The sequence below is a fragment of the Planctomyces sp. SH-PL62 genome (assembly GCF_001610895.1).
In the GTDB taxonomy this organism is placed as follows: Bacteria; Planctomycetota; Planctomycetia; order Isosphaerales; family Isosphaeraceae; genus Paludisphaera.
Map to the genome: position 1 here is coordinate 2328114 of NZ_CP011273.1, position 15816 is coordinate 2343929.

At 72.0% G+C, this 15816-nt stretch carries 10 protein-coding genes and 1 pseudogene; 7 read left to right on the plus strand and 4 right to left on the minus strand.

Translation table 11 applies throughout. From position 1 onward, the window contains the following. Nucleotides 1-15 precede the first annotated feature (15 nt). The 3 genes from VT85_RS08960 to VT85_RS08970 all read right to left on the minus strand — a co-directional run bounded on the left by VT85_RS08960 (nt 16) and on the right by VT85_RS08970 (nt 2144). A complete protein-coding gene (locus VT85_RS08960; protein ID WP_068413548.1) occupies nt 16-783 on the minus strand; it encodes a hypothetical protein in 768 nt (255 codons plus the stop codon). Nucleotides 784-799: 16 nt separating this feature from the next. After that, nucleotides 800-1831 carry a DUF1559 domain-containing protein gene (locus tag VT85_RS08965; RefSeq protein WP_068413551.1) on the minus strand — a complete coding sequence of 344 codons (1032 nt, stop codon included), beginning with the start codon at nt 1829-1831 and terminating at the stop codon, nt 800-802. Between the two features lie 76 nt (nt 1832-1907). Continuing rightward, entirely contained in the window at nt 1908-2144 is a 237-nt protein-coding gene (locus tag VT85_RS08970; RefSeq protein ID WP_068413554.1) for a hypothetical protein, read from the minus strand. A 688-nt stretch (nt 2145-2832) separates the two neighbouring features. Between VT85_RS08970 and VT85_RS29620 the strand changes: the two are divergent. The 5 genes and pseudogenes from VT85_RS29620 to VT85_RS08995 all read left to right on the plus strand — a co-directional run bounded on the left by VT85_RS29620 (nt 2833) and on the right by VT85_RS08995 (nt 7317). After that, nucleotides 2833-3773: pseudogene (locus VT85_RS29620) on the plus strand (ketopantoate reductase family protein). Between the two features lie 78 nt (nt 3774-3851). Next, nucleotides 3852-4751: a sulfatase-like hydrolase/transferase gene (locus VT85_RS29625; RefSeq protein ID WP_197491183.1), complete on the plus strand. Its 900-nt coding sequence runs from the start codon at nt 3852-3854 to the stop codon at nt 4749-4751. Then, entirely contained in the window at nt 4640-5209 is a 570-nt protein-coding gene (locus VT85_RS29630; protein WP_255377006.1) for a sulfatase, read from the plus strand. Before VT85_RS29625 ends, VT85_RS29630 begins: the two co-directional genes overlap by 112 nt. Nucleotides 5210-5242: 33 nt before the next feature. Beyond that, nucleotides 5243-5818: a hypothetical protein gene (locus VT85_RS08990; RefSeq protein WP_068413563.1), complete on the plus strand. Its 576-nt coding sequence runs from the start codon at nt 5243-5245 to the stop codon at nt 5816-5818. Between the two features lie 155 nt (nt 5819-5973). Beyond that, nucleotides 5974-7317, plus strand: coding sequence for a carbonic anhydrase/acetyltransferase (locus VT85_RS08995; protein ID WP_156512764.1), 1344 nt, complete (start codon nt 5974-5976; stop codon nt 7315-7317). 103 nt (nt 7318-7420) lie between these two features. On the opposite strand, the gene VT85_RS09000 is transcribed toward VT85_RS08995, so the two are convergent. Continuing rightward, nucleotides 7421-10924 (minus strand): serine/threonine-protein kinase, encoded by a 3504-nt coding sequence (locus VT85_RS09000; protein ID WP_068413569.1) that lies wholly within the window; start codon nt 10922-10924, stop codon nt 7421-7423. Between the two features lie 861 nt (nt 10925-11785). Between VT85_RS09000 and VT85_RS26620 the strand changes: the two genes are divergently transcribed. Next, nucleotides 11786-13144 carry a peptidylprolyl isomerase gene (locus VT85_RS26620; protein WP_068413572.1) on the plus strand — a complete coding sequence of 453 codons (1359 nt, stop codon included), beginning with the start codon at nt 11786-11788 and terminating at the stop codon, nt 13142-13144. A gap of 88 nt (nt 13145-13232) precedes the next feature. Continuing rightward, nucleotides 13233-15773, plus strand: coding sequence for an ATP-dependent helicase HrpB (gene hrpB / locus VT85_RS09010; RefSeq protein ID WP_068421689.1), 2541 nt, complete (start codon nt 13233-13235; stop codon nt 15771-15773). Nucleotides 15774-15816: the final 43 nt, after the last annotated feature.

The window sequence follows — 15816 nt, forward strand, 5'->3', positions numbered from 1 at the left end:
CCGGTCGCACCCAGGTCAGGCTTTCGACGGCGGGGGGGCGAAGCCCAGGGCGGCGCCGATCGCGATGAACGACGCGACGAGGAGTTGGGCCGCGCCGCGCGCGGCCGGGGTGATGGCGACGGGGCGGGTGGTCTCGTCGAGGGGGAACATCAGCGCGCCGACGACCTGATAGGCGACGACGCCCACGACGGCCCCGACCACCCCTCCCACGAGCGCCTGGGGGACGGCTCGACGGCCGCCGGCTCCCAGGCCGAGCGCCGCGCCGGCGGCGGCGCCGATCAGGCCGGCGATCGCCCCTTGCACCAGGAGCGCCGCCTCCAGGCCGTCCTCGTCCTGGGCCAACAGGCGAAAGGCGAGGCGGACGGTGATTTGCACGGCCGCGACGCCGGCCGCGACGCCCAGGGCCGCGCCCAGGGCCGCCGCGACGCCCGCGTCGCGGGGGGAACGTCGCGCGAGGCCGCCGGCCGCGCCCAGGGCCGCGCCCAGCGCGGCCCCGAGGAGGCCGAAGGCGATGGAGGTCTCCGCGAGCACCCCGCGACGGTAGCTGGCGGTCGCGACGGCCGTCTCCGCGGGCGTGGCGAAGCCCGCCGTCGCGGTGAGCGGAGGCCGAAACCTCCCGTGGATCGACTCCTCCGCCAGCCACGAGGCGAGCCCCGCGAGCAGCCCGGCGGCGAGGGCGAGGGCCCCGAGCCGCGCCTTCGAGGGCCGCTCGCGCGGCGCCTCGAAGCTCGGTCCCGAGGGAGGGGCGGTTTCCACGGGTGGATCGACGTCGATGGACGACATGGGGACGAAGCCTCAATCAATAAGCGTCGGAGCTGATCACTTCACCGCCGGCCTTGGTGCCCAGCGCCCACCAGATCCGCATCTCGACCGAACTCTTGATGAACTTCACGCTGCCGTCGGCCATGGCCGCGTTGACGCCGCCGGGGTGGTTGCTGGTGGCGTTATAATAGCCGCTGTGCAGCGCCCCGCAATCGGGCCCGCAGTCCATCCTGCAGGAGTTCCAGGGGAACTCGTTGGAGTTGGGCGGGATCAGGGTCTGGAACATGCTCTCGCCCAGGGCGCCGAGGTTCCAGCGATACCCGCGCTGGCCCATGCTCCGCTGGGTGCGGAACCATTCGTTGCAGGTCTGCCAGTCCTGCCGGAGGGCGGCGAGGTTGCTCGTGGGGTCCAGAAGCGAGGAGGCGGGGCCGGCGCCGGTGCTGGACGGGCCGTCTCGCCACTTGGTCTGCTTCGGGCTGTAGAGGGTCGTGGAGACCAGGGCCTCCGAATAGGCGATGGTGTTCGACGAGCCGTCGGTGACGTGCTGGATCCCGTAGTTCGCCTTGCTGGCGAACATACCGGTCGACTGCTGGTTGGGGTAGAAGCCTGCGGTCGTGCCGATCGAGCCGAAGTAGTTGTTGGTGTTCTCCGTCCCCGTCAGGCCGTCGGACGGGCAGACGAACACGGCGACCTTGGAGAGGAACACGGTCGTGTTGTTGACGGCCCCGCCCCCCTGCCAGGTCGTCCAGCAGAAGTTCGCCGCGTCGTAGAGCGGTCGCTGCTCCAGGTAGGGGAGGAGCATGGCGTTGGCGCCCCACGTCCCCCAGTCGGCCGTCACGCCGATGTCGGAGTAGGCGATGGTCGCCGTCATCGGAAACGAGTTGAGGGCGCTGTGGTAGTTGTGAAGCCCCAGGCCGATCTGCTTGAGATTGTTGATGCACTGCGAACGGCGGGCGGCCTCGCGAGCCGCCTGCACGGCGGGGAGCAACAAGGCGATGAGGACGGCGATGATCGCGATCACCACCAGCAATTCAATCAGCGTGAACCCTCGGGACGACTGTCTCTTCATCACGGACTCCTCTCGGCGACTCTCGAAATGAGTGATGGATGAACGAATCGCTCAAACCGAATCCGACCGCCCCTCGTCAGGGCTTCGACTCGGGCCCCGGTTCCGAAGCGGCCTCGGCCTTGGGCTCCGCCTTGGACTTGGACTTCCCCTTGGTCCCCTGACGCTTCTCCATGTACCCGCCCATCGCCTTCATCAGGTTCTGGTCCTTGCCGTGATCGACCGCGACCGTCCCGGACGTGTCCTCGCCGCATCCCGCGAGAGCCATCGATCCGACCAGAGCCGCGACGACGCCCGTCTTGCCGAGCAGCCTCATAGACCCCTCCTCGTTCGTGGACAGGAACTGACGACCGAGTGAAAACCTTCCGATCCCAACAACCCGGCGACCTCGGCGCGCAGCGCGATCGCCCGGCCCTCGGGCCGCACTCCATTTCCACCCTCCCGCACGCAAGCACGACTGACGGGACCTCCGCGGCCGGACGCTTGGGAAAGGCGACGGCACGCATCGGCAGCACGGGTAGGTTGGTGTCCGGGCGGTGAGAAAGCAAGTGAAAAATGGCCGACCTTCCGCCGAATCTCAACTAAGTATTTAACACTTTCGCGGACCTTTTCGGGGCCTTCGACGGTCGCCGGCTCGCTGGCGCCGCCCCTCCGTAGGTGGATGGTTCGAACGATGAATTCCCACGGAAATCGTCCCTTCGTTCGCCGCGCCCACCCAGCAGCCGGGCTTCGAACCGGGGCTCCGGAGGCCTCGGGGATCGGGCATCGCAGTCGTGGCGATCCGTCGCCTTAACGAGCAGGCCGCCGACGCGCCGAATCGGGTGCGGACGGGGGCGGCCAGGCCCGGTCGAGGACCTCCCCCGACGCCGATCCCCACGCCGTCCGCTCCCTTCGATCCAGGCCGACGCGGCGTTCCCGGCGGCCCGGCTCGCGTGGTAGGGTGAAGGGCGTCGCGGGGCGGGACGGACGAGCGCCCCGACGCGAGTTCGAGGGGAGGAGAGACGGTGCGAATCCTGATGGTCGGCGCGGGCGGGATCGGCGGATATTTCGGGGGTCGGCTGCTGGAAGCGGGCCGCGACGTGACGTTCCTGGTCCGCCCCGGACGGGCGGCGAAGCTGGCGGCCTCGGGCCTGGCCATCCGCAGCGAGACCGGCGACGCCGACCTGCCGAAGCCCCCGCCGTCACGGCCGGACGGCTGGCGGGCCTGGGGGCCTTCGACCTCGTGATCGTCAGTTGCAAGGCTTACGACCTCCCCGGCGCGATCGGCGACTTCGCGCCGGCGGTCGGGCCGAGGACCGTCGTCCTGCCGCTGCTCAACGGGATGCGCCACCTCGACGCGCTCGACGCCCGGTTCGGCGGCGACGCCGTGCTCGGCGGCCTCTGCCTGATCTCGTCGCGACTGGACGAGGAGGGCCGCATCCTCCACCTCAGCGACGTCCACCGCCTGACCTTCGGCGCGCGGTCGCCGGCCCAGGCCGAGGCCGCGCAGGCCGTCGCCGAGAGCTTCGCAGGCGCGAACCTCGAGCCGATGCGCAGCGACGACGTGACGCTGGCGATGTGGGAGAAGTGGACCTTCCTCGCCGCGCTCGCCGGCGTCACCTGCCTGATGCGGGCCGCGATCGGCGACGTGGTGAAGGCCGACGGGACCGACCTGATCCTCGCGATCCTGGAAGAGTGCCGCGCCATCGCCGAGTCCAACGGGCATTCCCCGCGCGAGCCGTTCCTGGAGATGTCCCGCCGGCGCCTGACCGACCCGAATTCGACCCTGACCGCGTCGATGCTCGACGACCTCGAACGCGGCGGCCCCACCGAGGCCGACCACATCCTCGGCGACCTGCTCCGCCGGGGAGCGTCTGAACCGGGCCCGTCCTCGCTCCTGCACGCCGCCCTGGTCGCCATCCGCGCCCAGGAGTCCCGCCGAGGCCGCGCCCCGTCGAATGGGTAGGCTCACGCACCGATGGGCGGGTAGAATGGCACGTTCGGGGCGAGGCGGTTCGGCGGGACGCGGGGCGGGGGGCTAGGGATGACGGCTGCGAGCGTGCTGGCGATCGTCGCGGGTTTGGTTGGCGCGTCGGCCGCGCCGGGGGGCGAGGCCCGGCCGAACATCGTGATCGTCTACGCCGACGACATGGGGTACACCGACCTGGGCTGCTACGGCGGCGACCTGGCCGAGACCCCGAACCTCGACCGCATGGCCCGCGAGGGGGTCCGGCTGACGCGGTACTATTCCGCCTCGCCGATCTGCTCGCCGTCGCGGTGCGGGCTCCTGACCGGGCAGTTCCCGGCCCGATGGCGGATCACCAGCTACTTGCAGACCCGCGCGGGGAACCGGGCCTGCGAGCAGGACGACTTCCTGGACCCCTCCGCGCCGACCTTGCCTCGCATGCTCAAGACGGCGGGCTACGCCACGGCGCACGTCGGCAAGTGGCACCTCGGCGGCGGTCGCGACGTGGTCGCCCCGCCGAAGTTCGCCGCCTATGGATATGACGTCGGCTTCGGCACCTGGGAGAGCCCCGAACCCCACCCGGACATCACCGCGATGGACTGGATCTGGTCGGCCCAGGACCCCGTCAAGCGCTGGGACCGCACCCGATGGATGGTCGATCGGACCCTCGACTTCCTCAAGGACCATCCCGACCGGCCCTGCTTCGTGAACCTCTGGCTCGACGATCCACACACCCCCTGGGTCCCCTCGGCCGAGGACATGGCGCCCGGCAAGGACGGCCGGGGGCGGGCAAGGGGGCGACGCCCGAACGGCTGCGAGGCGTGCTGGAGGAAGTCGACCGCCAGGTCGGCCGGCTCCTGGAGGCGATCCGCAACGACCCCCAGGCGCGGCCGACGCTCGTCCTGTTCCTCTCCGACAACGGACCGCTGCCGACCTTCGACCGCCGCCGGTCGGGGGGGTTGCGAGGGAGCAAGATGAGCCTGTACGAAGGGGGCGTGCGGCTCCCCTTCATCGCCTGGGGGCCCGGCCTGGTCCCCCCGGGGGTGACGAACACGGCGACCGTGCTCTCGGCCGTCGACCTGCTCCCCACGCTCGGGGCGCTCGCCGGCGCGCCCGTTCCCCCGGGCCATGATCCGGACGGCGAGAACCTGCTCCCGGCCCTCCTCGGCGAGCGTCCCCGGCGGTCCAAACCGCTGTACTGGGAGTACGGCCGGAACCCGACCGCGTTCGCCTATCCGAAGGGCGAGGACCGCTCGCCCAATGTGGCGATCCTGGACGGCGACTGGAAACTCCTCGTCGACGCCGACGGCTCCGGCGCCCAGTTGTACGACCTCTCCCAAGACCCCGAAGAGCGCCAGGACCGCGCCGGCGCCGAACCGGAGCGAGTCCGTCGCCTCGTCGACTCCGCCCTGAACTGGCGAAGGGCCATGCCGTGAAGGCGGCCGGACACCCATCAGAGAACTCCTGATTTGAAGAACTCAGCAACCCCCCACGAACCGGACTGGGCGATCGCGTCCACCAAGCTGGTCCTGGCCTGCGACGAGGCCATCGGACGATTCGCGCGCGAGCATCCCGACGCCTGCTGCTCGTTCCTGGCCCTGGCGGTCGGCTCGTGCTTTGGAGAGGTCGTGATCGCGTTCGACACGCTGGCCAACGGGCTCGCGCGGGCGAAGCGGCACGAATCCCTGGTCGTCCGCACGCGCAACCGGACGCTCGCCACCGAGTTCGGCTGGCGGAACGTCGGCTTCCACCTGAACCGCTCGCTGATCGTCTCGCACGCCCCGTCGGCCGCCGAGTTCGCTTACCCCGACTTCGCGCGGATGCACTTCGCGGACTGGGAGCCCTATTTCCTGGATCGCGACCGTCCCGCCGAGGACGATCCGACGGGGAAGGTGGCGGTGCTGCTCCAGGGGGTGGCGAACTCCATCGTCGACCGCGGCTTGCTCCGGAGGCTGAACCTGGCGTCCCCCTTCTACGTCGGCGCCGAGTTCGCGCGGGAGGACCTGGGCCTGGTGGTCCTGCGAGCGACCAACTGGCCGTCGTGACCGCCGCCGCCGGGGCTCGCGGATTAAAGGCGGATCAGGAACAGTGCAGAGACGGGGGACAATAGTCGATATAGGGAATCAGCGGGAGCCGGGTGGCGAGGGATCTGCGTCGAGTCCGTTCACGGATGACCCTGATGTTCAAACGATCGCGTGGCTTGAAGCGACGTTCGACGGCCCTCCGGCCCGGCGGTGAAGGGTTGGAGACGCGTCGACTGTTGACCTCCGGCTGGCCCTCCTATCTGTCGCCCGCCGAATTGAGGTCGCTGCTGAACGAGCCGCTCGGCTACCCGGTCGTGCGGCCGAACACGCCGGTCCTCCCCTTCGGGGTCGCGGCCAGGGACGCGACCTACATCGACCCCTCGGCCTGCGTGACGAACGGTTACGCGGTGATCGTGGGGACCCGCAGCTTCATCGGCCCGTATGCGAAGCTGAACGCGACGGACGGCGTCGTGAAGATCGGCGGCGGGACGACGATCCTGGATAACGCGTCGATCACGGCGAATCCGACCCACACGAAGGGGGCCGCCGTCCCCGAGGTGAGGATCGGCGACGGCGTGGAGGTCGGCTACGGGGCCGTGGTGACCGGCCCGGCCGTCATCGGCGGGTTCGGGGCGGCCAGCCAGCCGACGTCCATCGGCGCCGGGGCGGTGATCGACGATGCGACGATCGAGCCCGGCGCGTTCGTCTCGTCCCAGGCCCGGGTGGGCCCCGGCGTCACGGTGCCGGCGGGCATGAGGGTCCTGGCCGGCGCGAACGTCACGACGAACGCCGAGGCGACCGATCCGGCGCTCGGCAAGGTGACGCCCGTCACGGAGGCCGACCTCGCCGAGTTCGGCCGGTCGATCACGGCCAACCTGCAACTGGGCGTCGGCTACATCACGCTTTATCAGGGCCAGTCCAGCACCGGGGTGAGCCCTGGCTCGCTCCCCTCGCGGGCGGGGATCTTCAACGGCAACCTCTCCACGATCCTAGGTTCGAACGTGCAGCCGGGACCGCCCGCCACGTTCCTCCCCCCCGGGACGGCCCCGAAGTATCCCACGCCCCACCGAGGGCTCGCGCAAGGGGTGCTCGTCGGCTTCCCCGCCCGGGCCACGGGGAACGCCTCGTTCCTCCAGCGGGCTCGCTTCGTCGCGTCGAACGTCGGCCGTCGCAACGCGATCCGGGCCGATCAGGGCCAGCCGATCACCATCGGCTCGATCGCCCGCACCGGCTACGGCGTCACCCTCAACGCCCCGAACGGCGGCTCCCTTGCGATCGGCCAGCGCTTCATCGCCGGCGACGGCGCGGTGATCCTCGGCGGGGCGACCGGGACGAACTCCGTGATCGGCGACGACGTGAACGTCGGCGCCGGGGCCGTCGTCCAGGGCTCCTCGCTGGGCGCCGGCTCCACCGTCGGCCCGCTCGCCTACCTCGTCAATTCCAGCTTCCCCGACGGGACCCACATCCCCGCCGGTGCGATCTACGTGGACAACGCGCTCGTCGGCCAGGTCGGCCGCTGACCCCGACGAGCGCCTGAACTTCGTTCCGACCGCGGGGCCGCCGGCGATAACCCATCGCCCCGGCCCCGCGACGTCGTTTCGAACGATCCCGGCTCGCGGGCGGTCAGGTGCCGGCGTCGGGGGCGGCGGGTATGGCCGCGAAGTCCGGCCCCTTGCGGGTGCGGGGGACGAGCTGGAGAGACTCGGGCGTGAGGAGCCTCGCGGGGAGCGAAGGGGCCTTGCGATCCAGGAACTCGACGTCGACGACGGCCGCGTCGTCCCTGGCGACGAAGTTGTTCAGCCAGTCGTTGCGGGCGTACCGCTGGGGAGGAACCCCGGTGCGGCCGCCGTCGTCGGCGCGGTAGACGGTGATCTCATGGTAGCCGACCTGCTCGCCGGTCCATCGAATCCGGTCGGCCAGGTTGTCGGCCCGGCCGCGGCCGTCGACGCGGAACAGGGGGGCGCCGTCGGCCCCGGTGCTGAAGATCGAGTCCTTGGCGTCGACCTGCGCGAGCGGCAGCTCGGCCTCGTCGATCGAGGTCTCCAGGTGGACCAGCCCCCCCTTCGCCCGAGAGAGGACGCGATCGAGGCGAAGCGCCAGAGAAGGCGTCTCTCGCGCGGGGGTGGTGCAGCCGTGGGCGTGCAGGAGGCTGCCGTCGGCGGCGACGATCACATTGTCCAGGCGGGCGTCGAGCCGCTGGTTCGAGGAGACGGTGATTGCGTCGCCCACGGTTCGGAGGAACGCGTCCCGGATCCGAACGACGGCCGGTCCCGTCGACGCCGCGGCGGCCTTGGCGGGGAGCACGGCGACGGCGGCGTGGGCCGGGGCCTGGCCCACCAGGCTGACCGTGCAATCGGTCAACTCCACCGAGGCGCCGGCGACCAGCCCGACGGCCGCCAGGCGACCCATCGACTGATGGTCGAGGTCCTCGACCACGAGATCCAGGCCCCGGAGCTTGAGTTCCCCCCCCTGGACGTTGAACAGGGAGGTCCAGGTCGACGGCGAGGGGGTCCCGAACGGCGAGGGCCGGAGCCGGAGCCGTGGACGGTGCTCGCCGGGCTCGGCCGCGAACGACCAGGAGCCGGCCGGGAGATCGATCGTGGCCAGCTCCAGTTCGACGCCCGACGCGATGTGGACCTCGCCTCCGTCGGGGCCGAGATGGGTGATCAGGTTCTGCAACTGCTCGGGGCTTCGCGCCACGTCCTCGCCGAAGGTCGTCGCGACCCGCGGTCGGGTTTCGGCGTGGGCCTGGTCCGGCGCGGCGGGCGCGGCGACGGCAGACGGCTCGGGAGCGACGGCGCCCGCGGCCGCGACCTCGAAATGGGTCTCCTCCTCGTCGGCCGCGTCCAGCTTCGTCATGGGGGGCATGGTCGGGACGCTGGGAGGATCGTCGGTGGACGCGACGGCCTCCTCGACGGGCGCCGCGACCGGGGCCGGAGCCGGGGGCGTCGGGTCTCGCGGGGGGGGCACGGCGGCGACCGGCCCGATCGCGGGGGCGACGGCCATCGTGGCCGACGGGAGGACGATCGACCCGGGGCGAGCCGGGACGGCCTCGGCGATCTGGGCGCCGAATGGGCCCTTGCTCGCGCCGAGGGGGGTGGTCCGGGCGTGGGAGGCGGCGACCCGGAACACGCGCGAGGGGCTCTCGCGGCCCAGGGCCAGCTCGCGCGCCGGTTCGGGCGTCTCCCAGACGGGCGGGGCGGCGAGCACGGACCGCACCTCGCGGAGGTCGGCTCGCCAGCGGTCGAAGTCGCGGACGGCGTCCTCGGAGGCCGGCTTGCCGGCGACCTCGAGGAAGGCGCCGAAGTCGCCGTAAAGGTTCGCGCGGCCGGCCCAGGCCAGCGTCCTCGGGTCGTCGACGACGGCCAGGCTCCGCGCGGGGATGGAGGAATCGCCCGGGGCGAAGACGCAGTCGTCGACCTGGAAACGGGCCTGCGGGCCCCGGACCTGGAAGACGGGGGCGGCGCCCGCCATGAAGCTGGAGCGGCGGATCAGGACGTCGCGCGGGCCGGGGGTGGTCGCGTCGTCGTCGTCGAGCAGGACGGCGGTGCCGCCCGGCCCGAAGGTGCAGTCGACGAGCTGGAGGTCGGTCGGCCCCTCGCAGTCGAACGCGGCGGCGCCCGTATCGAAATGGCACTGCTCGGCGACGATCGCCGGGGGCCGCCCGCCGGCCGCCGGGTCGGGTCGAGAGACGCGGCCGAGGATCGCCGGGAGGCCCGCGCCGGCCGAGGCGTCGGCGGGGCGGCGGAAGGCGCAGCCCTTGAGCCGAAGCTCGGCGTCGTCGAGGAGGATGGCCGCCACGCGGTCGTCCAGGGCGCGGTCCTCGGCCTCGAAGGTCAGGCCCTCGATCGCGATCCGGCCTCGGGTGAACGTGAGCAGGGCCGACGCCGAGCGGTCGCCGCTCCGGCCGTCGGCGGCGAACCGGAGCACGGGCCGACGCCCCGTCTCGGCGCGGATCGTGACGTCCCTGGCCACATCCGACCGCAGGGCCGTCGCGCGGCCCGCCAGCAGATACGGCCCGTCCTCGGTGAGGGTCACGACGGACTTGTGGGGCGCGGCGGCGATCACCGCGGCGAGGTCCTCCCCCGGCCGGACGTCGATCTTGCGGGGCGCGGAGGACGTCGCGGCCAGGCCCGCGGCCGGCGTCAGGGGGGGCGGGGTCCGCGAGCCTCGCAACGGGCTGTACTCGACCACGGGCGCGGACGCCGAGGGGTCGGCCAGCTCGCGGGTCCAGAAGAACAGGCCCGCCGCCAGCAGCACGAAGCCCAGGGGAGTCAAGAGGACGAGCGGACGCTCCCACGCCGGGCGGTCCGCCTGCGGGGCCGCGACGTCGAAATGGGGGAGCGCCAGGCCGGCCCGGCCGGCGACGTGGAGCAGGTCTCGCACCAGCTGCTCCGGCGACTGGCAGCGGCGGTCCCGGTCCTTGGCCAGCAGCTTTTCGAGCACCCGCGCCAGCGCCGGGGGCACGGTCGGGTTCAGCTCCCGGACGTCGGGCGGCGGCTCCTCCTGGTGTTGGAGCAGCTTCTGGAGCACCGTCCCGCCCGGGAAGGGGGGCTGGCCGGTCAGCATGTGAAAGAGCGTGCATCCCAGCGAATAAAGGTCGCTGCGGACGTCGACGGAGCGCGGGTCGCGCGCCTGCTCGGGGCTGATGTAGTCGAACGTGCCGAGGGTCATGCCGGTCTGGGTCAGCCCGCCGCGCTCGCCCCGGCGTTCGAACCGCCGGGCCAGGCCCATGTCCACCAGCTTGGCCCGCCCCTCGGGCGTGATGATGATGTTCGACGGCTTGACGTCGCGATGGACGACCCCCCGGATCGCCGCGTGGACCAGGGCCTGGGCGATCTGGAGCGTGACGTCCACCGCCTCGGCCACCGGCATCGGCCCCCCCTCGTCGACCCGGCGGCGGACCGTCTCCCCCGCGACGTATTCAAAGATGATGAAGTGCCATGGCCCGTCCTGCCCCAGGCTGTACACCCGCGCGATGTTCTCGTGGTCGAGCCGGGCCGCCGACCGCCCCTCCTGATAGAACCGCTGGACGACCTCGGGGTCGTCGATCTGCTCCGGCGGGAGTAGCTTCAACGCCACCTGGCGGTCGAGCGTGGAGTCGTGCGCGCGGAAGACGGCCCCCATGCCGCCGGCCCCGATCGCCTCCTCCAGCAGGAACGTCCCCAGGACGTCCCCGACCCGGGGCGCCGGGGGGCCGTCGACGACCGCCCGAGCTCGGGGGCCCGCTTCGAGTTGGTGCTCGAACCCCGCACGATCGTCGGCGATTCGCCGCCCACGGGCGCGGGCGTGGTCCCCGGCCGCGCCGTCGCCTTCGACGACGAAGGGGAGGGGCGTGCGGGGTCCCGTACGCGCGAGCCCGGGGGGGCGTGCGGCCGCTGGGAGGTTCGGAGGACGGTTCTTGCAACTCGTGCTCGCTCAAAGGGGCTCATCCCCAACAAGACGTCCGTGCGCGTGCCTTGCCTGACGTTCGATGACGAGAGTCGACCGAGGCTCAACGGGAGACATGAAGCCCGCACGTGCATGCTCGGACGCGGGGCTCCCCAAACTATAAGCCCCTCGCCCATCCCTGTCAATGACGGCCGAAGGGCCGGGGCGGCCAAGTCCCGACGGCGGAACGACCTACGATTCGAGGCCGGGAAGCCTTGCGGCGTCCCCTCGGGGCGGGAGGCGTGCGCCGACGGCGCCGGGGGCCCGGAACTCGCGATCGGGGGCGAAACCGATTCAAGCGGAAAATCCCGAAAGGCCGATATCACCATCGAACGCGTCGGCTTTCGACGCCGGCCGGGCCGCCTCGACGGGCGGACGGGACGCGGTCGGGGCCGGGATGGATCACGTTTGGAAGCGCCAGGAGGCAGCGGAATGTGGCACCGAATTCCTCGGAGGAACCCGTTTCTTGCGAGGTCGCAAGCGAAGGGATCCCATCAGAACGCCGCCAAACGATCCAAGCGCCGGCCCGCCCTGGAGCCGCTTGAATCCCGCCAGCTGATGACCGCCTCGCTCGGGCCCATCGCCGACGTCGCGGCCCCGGCCGGGCAGGGGTATCAGCTCCCGCTCGACGGCTCCGCGAGCAACGCCCCGAGCCAGACGTTCACCGCCACCTCCGACAACCCCAACATTAAGGTGGAGGTGGCCGACGGCAAGTTCTGGACCCTCCACGTCCAGCACCTCTCGTCCGAGCCCGGCGACCCGACGATCCTGAACGAGCCGATGACCTTCCAGTTCTTCCCGGAGGTCGCCCCGAACACGGTCGAGCGGATCACCAACTTCAGCAACAACGGCTACTACGTCAACACCGGCCGGTTCTTCCCCCGCATCGTCGCCGGCTTCGTCGCCCAGGGGGGCTCCAACAGCGCCACCAGCACCTCGTCCTCGAGCGGCGTGACGCCGATTGGGATCGAGGTGGACCCCTCGGTCGACTTTAGCAGCTACGGCCAACTGGCGATGGCGAACACCGGCGAGCCCAATTCGAGCGACGCCCAGTTCTTCGTCACCTTCGGGCCGCAGCCGGTGCTCAATCAGAAATACACGATCTTCGGCCAGCAGGTCTCCGGGTTCGACACCCTGGAGAAGCTCTCCCAGGTCGCCGTCAGCGCGAACCCCGGGGCCCGCGAGGTCTCGGTGCCCGACAACCCGGTGACCATCGTCGGCTCGACGATCACCGACACCAACCCCAACGGCGCGCTGCTGATCGACACGACGGCCGCCGGGCCGGGCCAGACGGCCACGATCACCGTCACGGCGACCGACCCCGCCGACGGCACCACGGCCGTCCGCAGCTTCCGGGTCATGACCCCCGGCGTGACCACGGCGGTCCGCCAGATCGGCGACGTCCTGATCGCGACCCCGCCGGCCCTCGGCAAGTTCTTCGGCGGCACCAACACCATCGAGGTCAACCAGGTCGCGGCACCGACGATCCCGGCCAGCCAGAACATCCAGGTCGTCGTCAACGGCATGCTCGACTCGACCCAGCCGTCGGCGTCCTCGCTCTCGCAGATCATCGTCCAGGGCTCCAAGGCCAACGACAAGATCACCGTCTCCAACGACGTCCTCGTCCCGGCGACGATCGACGGCGGCCAGGGGGGGCGGAACGTCGTCAGGGCCGGCGGCGGCTACGCGCTGGCCCACGGCTGGTTCGGCCAGACCACCCTGGTCGCGGGCGAGGGTCCCAACCGCCTGGCCGGCCGCGCCGGCCGGGTCCGGTTCAGGGCCAACGAGTCCACCGCCTGGGCCTTCGCCGGCAACGCCCGAGGCCGCGCCACCAACGGCCAGACCCTCAAGCCGACCGGCACTTACTATCGCTTCCTCAACAACCACCTGGTCCCGGTTCTCAAGGTCAGGAGCTGACGGTAACCTGGAACGGTCGGTCGGCGCGAAGCGGGGCGGCGTCCCCGCTTCGTCGCGTTTCGAAGTTCCGATGGATCGGCCGAGCCCCATGATTCCGCTCCCCATCGACCCCAGCCTGCCGGGGGTCCTCGACGCCCTCAAGACCCGAGGGGCCCTGGTCCTGGTCGCGGAGCCGGGCTCCGGCAAGACGACCCGCGTCCCCCCCGCGATCGTCCGCGCCGGGGGGGCGGGGCAGGTCGTCGTGCTCCAACCCCGGCGGGTCGCCGCGCGGTCGACGGCGGCCCGGATCGCCGACGAGCAGGGCTGGACGCTGGGCCGCGAAGTCGGCTACCACGTCCGCTTCGACCGCAAGGCTACGGCCGCGACCCGGCTCCTCATCATGACCGAGGGGATCCTCACGCGACGGCTCCTGGCCGACCCGTTCCTGGACGGGGTCGGGACCGTCGTTCTCGACGAGTTCCACGAGCGGAGCCTGCACACCGACCTGGCGATCGCCCTCCTGCGCGAGATCCGCCGCGAGGTCCGCACCGACCTGCGGCTGGTGGTGATGTCGGCCACGCTCGACGCCGGGCCCGTCGCCCGGTTCCTCGACGCCCCGGTGATCGAGGTCCCCGGCCGCACCTTCCCGATCTCCGCCTCCTACCGCGACGCCCCCCGGCCGACCGACCCCGCGACGATCGCCGGGGCCGTCGCCGACGCCCTCGCCGACCCCGCCGACCGGGGCCACGTCCTCGTCTTCCTCCCCGGCATGGCCGAGATCCGCCGCGCCCATCGGGAGCTTTCGCCGATCGCCTCGCGGTTCGACGCCCGCGTGCTGCCGCTGCACGGCTCGCTGCCGAGCGACGAGCAGGACGCCGCGCTCCGGCCCTCGCATCAACGCAAGATCATCCTTTCGACCAACATCGCCGAGACCTCGCTGACCATCGACGGCGTGACGACGGTGGTCGACTCGGGCCTGGCCCGGGTCGCCCACCACGACGCCTCGCGAGGGCTGGACCGGCTCGACCTCCAGGCGATCAGTCGGGCGTCGGCCGACCAGCGCGCCGGGCGGGCGGGACGCACCGGCCCCGGACGCGCCATCCGGCTCTGGTCGGAGCAGCGGCACGCCCTCCTGGAGCCGTTCGACGCCGCCGAGGTCCACCGCGTCGACCTGGGCGCCGTCCTGCTGACGCTCCACTCCTGGGGCGTGACCGACCCCGGCGCGTTCGGCTGGTACGAGGCCCCCGCCGCCGATCGGATCGAGGCCGCCGAGGCCCTGCTCGCGCGGCTGGGGGCCTTCGACGCCGCCACCCGCCGGATCACCCCGACGGGGGAACGGATGCTTGCGCTTCCGGTCCATCCCCGGCTCGCCCGGCTGCTCCTGGCGGCGGCCGACGAGGGCCTGCTGCACGAGGGGGCGGCGCTGGCCGCCTTGCTCTCCGAGAAGGACGTGGCCGAGCGTCGCCGGCCGGGGGGGCATCGGGGGCTGTCCGACATGCTCGGCCGCCTGGACCTGCTCGCCGAGGCCGAGGCCGCCAGGTTCTCCCCGGCACTCCAGGCCCGGGGGATCGACGCCGCCGCCGCGCGGCAGGTCGCGAAGGTCCGCGACGACCTCGTCCGGCTGGCCTCCCGGCTGGGCCTCCCCGAGCACGGCTCCGACCTGGGCGACGACGCCCGCGAGCAGGCCCTCCTCCGGCTCCTGATCCTGGCCTATCCCGACCGCGTCGTCCGGCGTCGCGGGTCCGAGGAGACCGGCGTGATGGTCGGGGGTCGCGGCGTGCGGCTGGCCCGCGAGTCGGTCGTCCGCGACGGCGAGTTCTTCCTGGCCCTCGACCCCCGCGAGACCCGATGGCAGGGGACCCTGGAGCTTCAGGTGGGCCTCGCCAGCGCCGTGCGGCTGGAGTGGCTGGAGGAGTTGGTGCCGCAGTCGATCCGCCGCGAGCGGAGCGTGGAGTACGACCTCGGCCGCGAGCGGGTCGTCGCCATGAACCGGCTCTGGTATGAAGACCTCCTGATCCGCGAGGACCCCGCCCGGCCCCCCGACGCCCGCGAGGCCTCGCGCGCCCTGTTCGAGGCCCTCCGCCCCCGCGCGAGGGAGGTGTTCCGCCAGGATTCGGCGGCCTCGGCCTGGCTCTCCCGATACGACTTCGTCCGCGAGGCGGTCCCCGAACTCGGCTGGGCCGAGCTGTCCGACGAGGCCCTCGCCGGCCCCCTGGAGGTCCTCTGCCACGGCAAGACCCGCGCGGACCAGGTCCGCCAGGCTGGCAAGGTCGCCTACCTGGAAAGCCTGATCACTCCCGCCCAGAACCGCGAACTGGCCGCCTGCGCCCCGGAGAGCCTGACCATCCCCAGCGGCCGTCGCGTCCAGCTGACGTACGAACCGGGCCGTCAGCCGACCCTCTCGGCCAAGCTCCAGGAGCTGTTCGGCTGGCCCGAAACCCCGCGCCTGGCCCGGGGCCGCGTGCCGCTTCTGCTCGAACTCCTCGGCCCCAACCAGCGTCCCGTCCAGGTCACGGCCGACCTCAAGAACTTCTGGACCAACACCTACCACCAGGTCCGCAAGGACCTCCGCGGCCGATATCCGAAGCACCCCTGGCCCGAAGACCCGACCACCGCCCAGGCCCCCGTCCGCACCCCAAGGCCTCGTTGACGGGCGCGGGATTTGGGTTCGTTCGCCTCCCGACCCACACGAA

What these genes read in the sequence shown, in the direction of transcription:
- VT85_RS08965 (WP_068413551.1), bottom strand. Translation starts at nt 1,831, where the DNA reads ATGAAGAGACAGTCGTCCCGAGGGTTCACGCTGATTGAATTGCTGGTG.
- hrpB (WP_068421689.1), top strand. Translation starts at nt 13,233, where the DNA reads ATGATTCCGCTCCCCATCGACCCCAGCCTGCCGGGGGTCCTCGACGCC.
- VT85_RS08970 (WP_068413554.1), bottom strand. Translation starts at nt 2,144, where the DNA reads ATGAGGCTGCTCGGCAAGACGGGCGTCGTCGCGGCTCTGGTCGGATCG.
- VT85_RS08960 (WP_068413548.1), bottom strand. Translation starts at nt 783, where the DNA reads ATGTCGTCCATCGACGTCGATCCACCCGTGGAAACCGCCCCTCCCTCG.
- VT85_RS26620 (WP_068413572.1), top strand. Translation starts at nt 11,786, where the DNA reads ATGACCGCCTCGCTCGGGCCCATCGCCGACGTCGCGGCCCCGGCCGGG.
- VT85_RS09000 (WP_068413569.1), bottom strand. Translation starts at nt 10,924, where the DNA reads ATGGGGGCCGTCTTCCGCGCGCACGACTCCACGCTCGACCGCCAGGTG.
- VT85_RS29625 (WP_197491183.1), top strand. Translation starts at nt 3,852, where the DNA reads ATGACGGCTGCGAGCGTGCTGGCGATCGTCGCGGGTTTGGTTGGCGCG.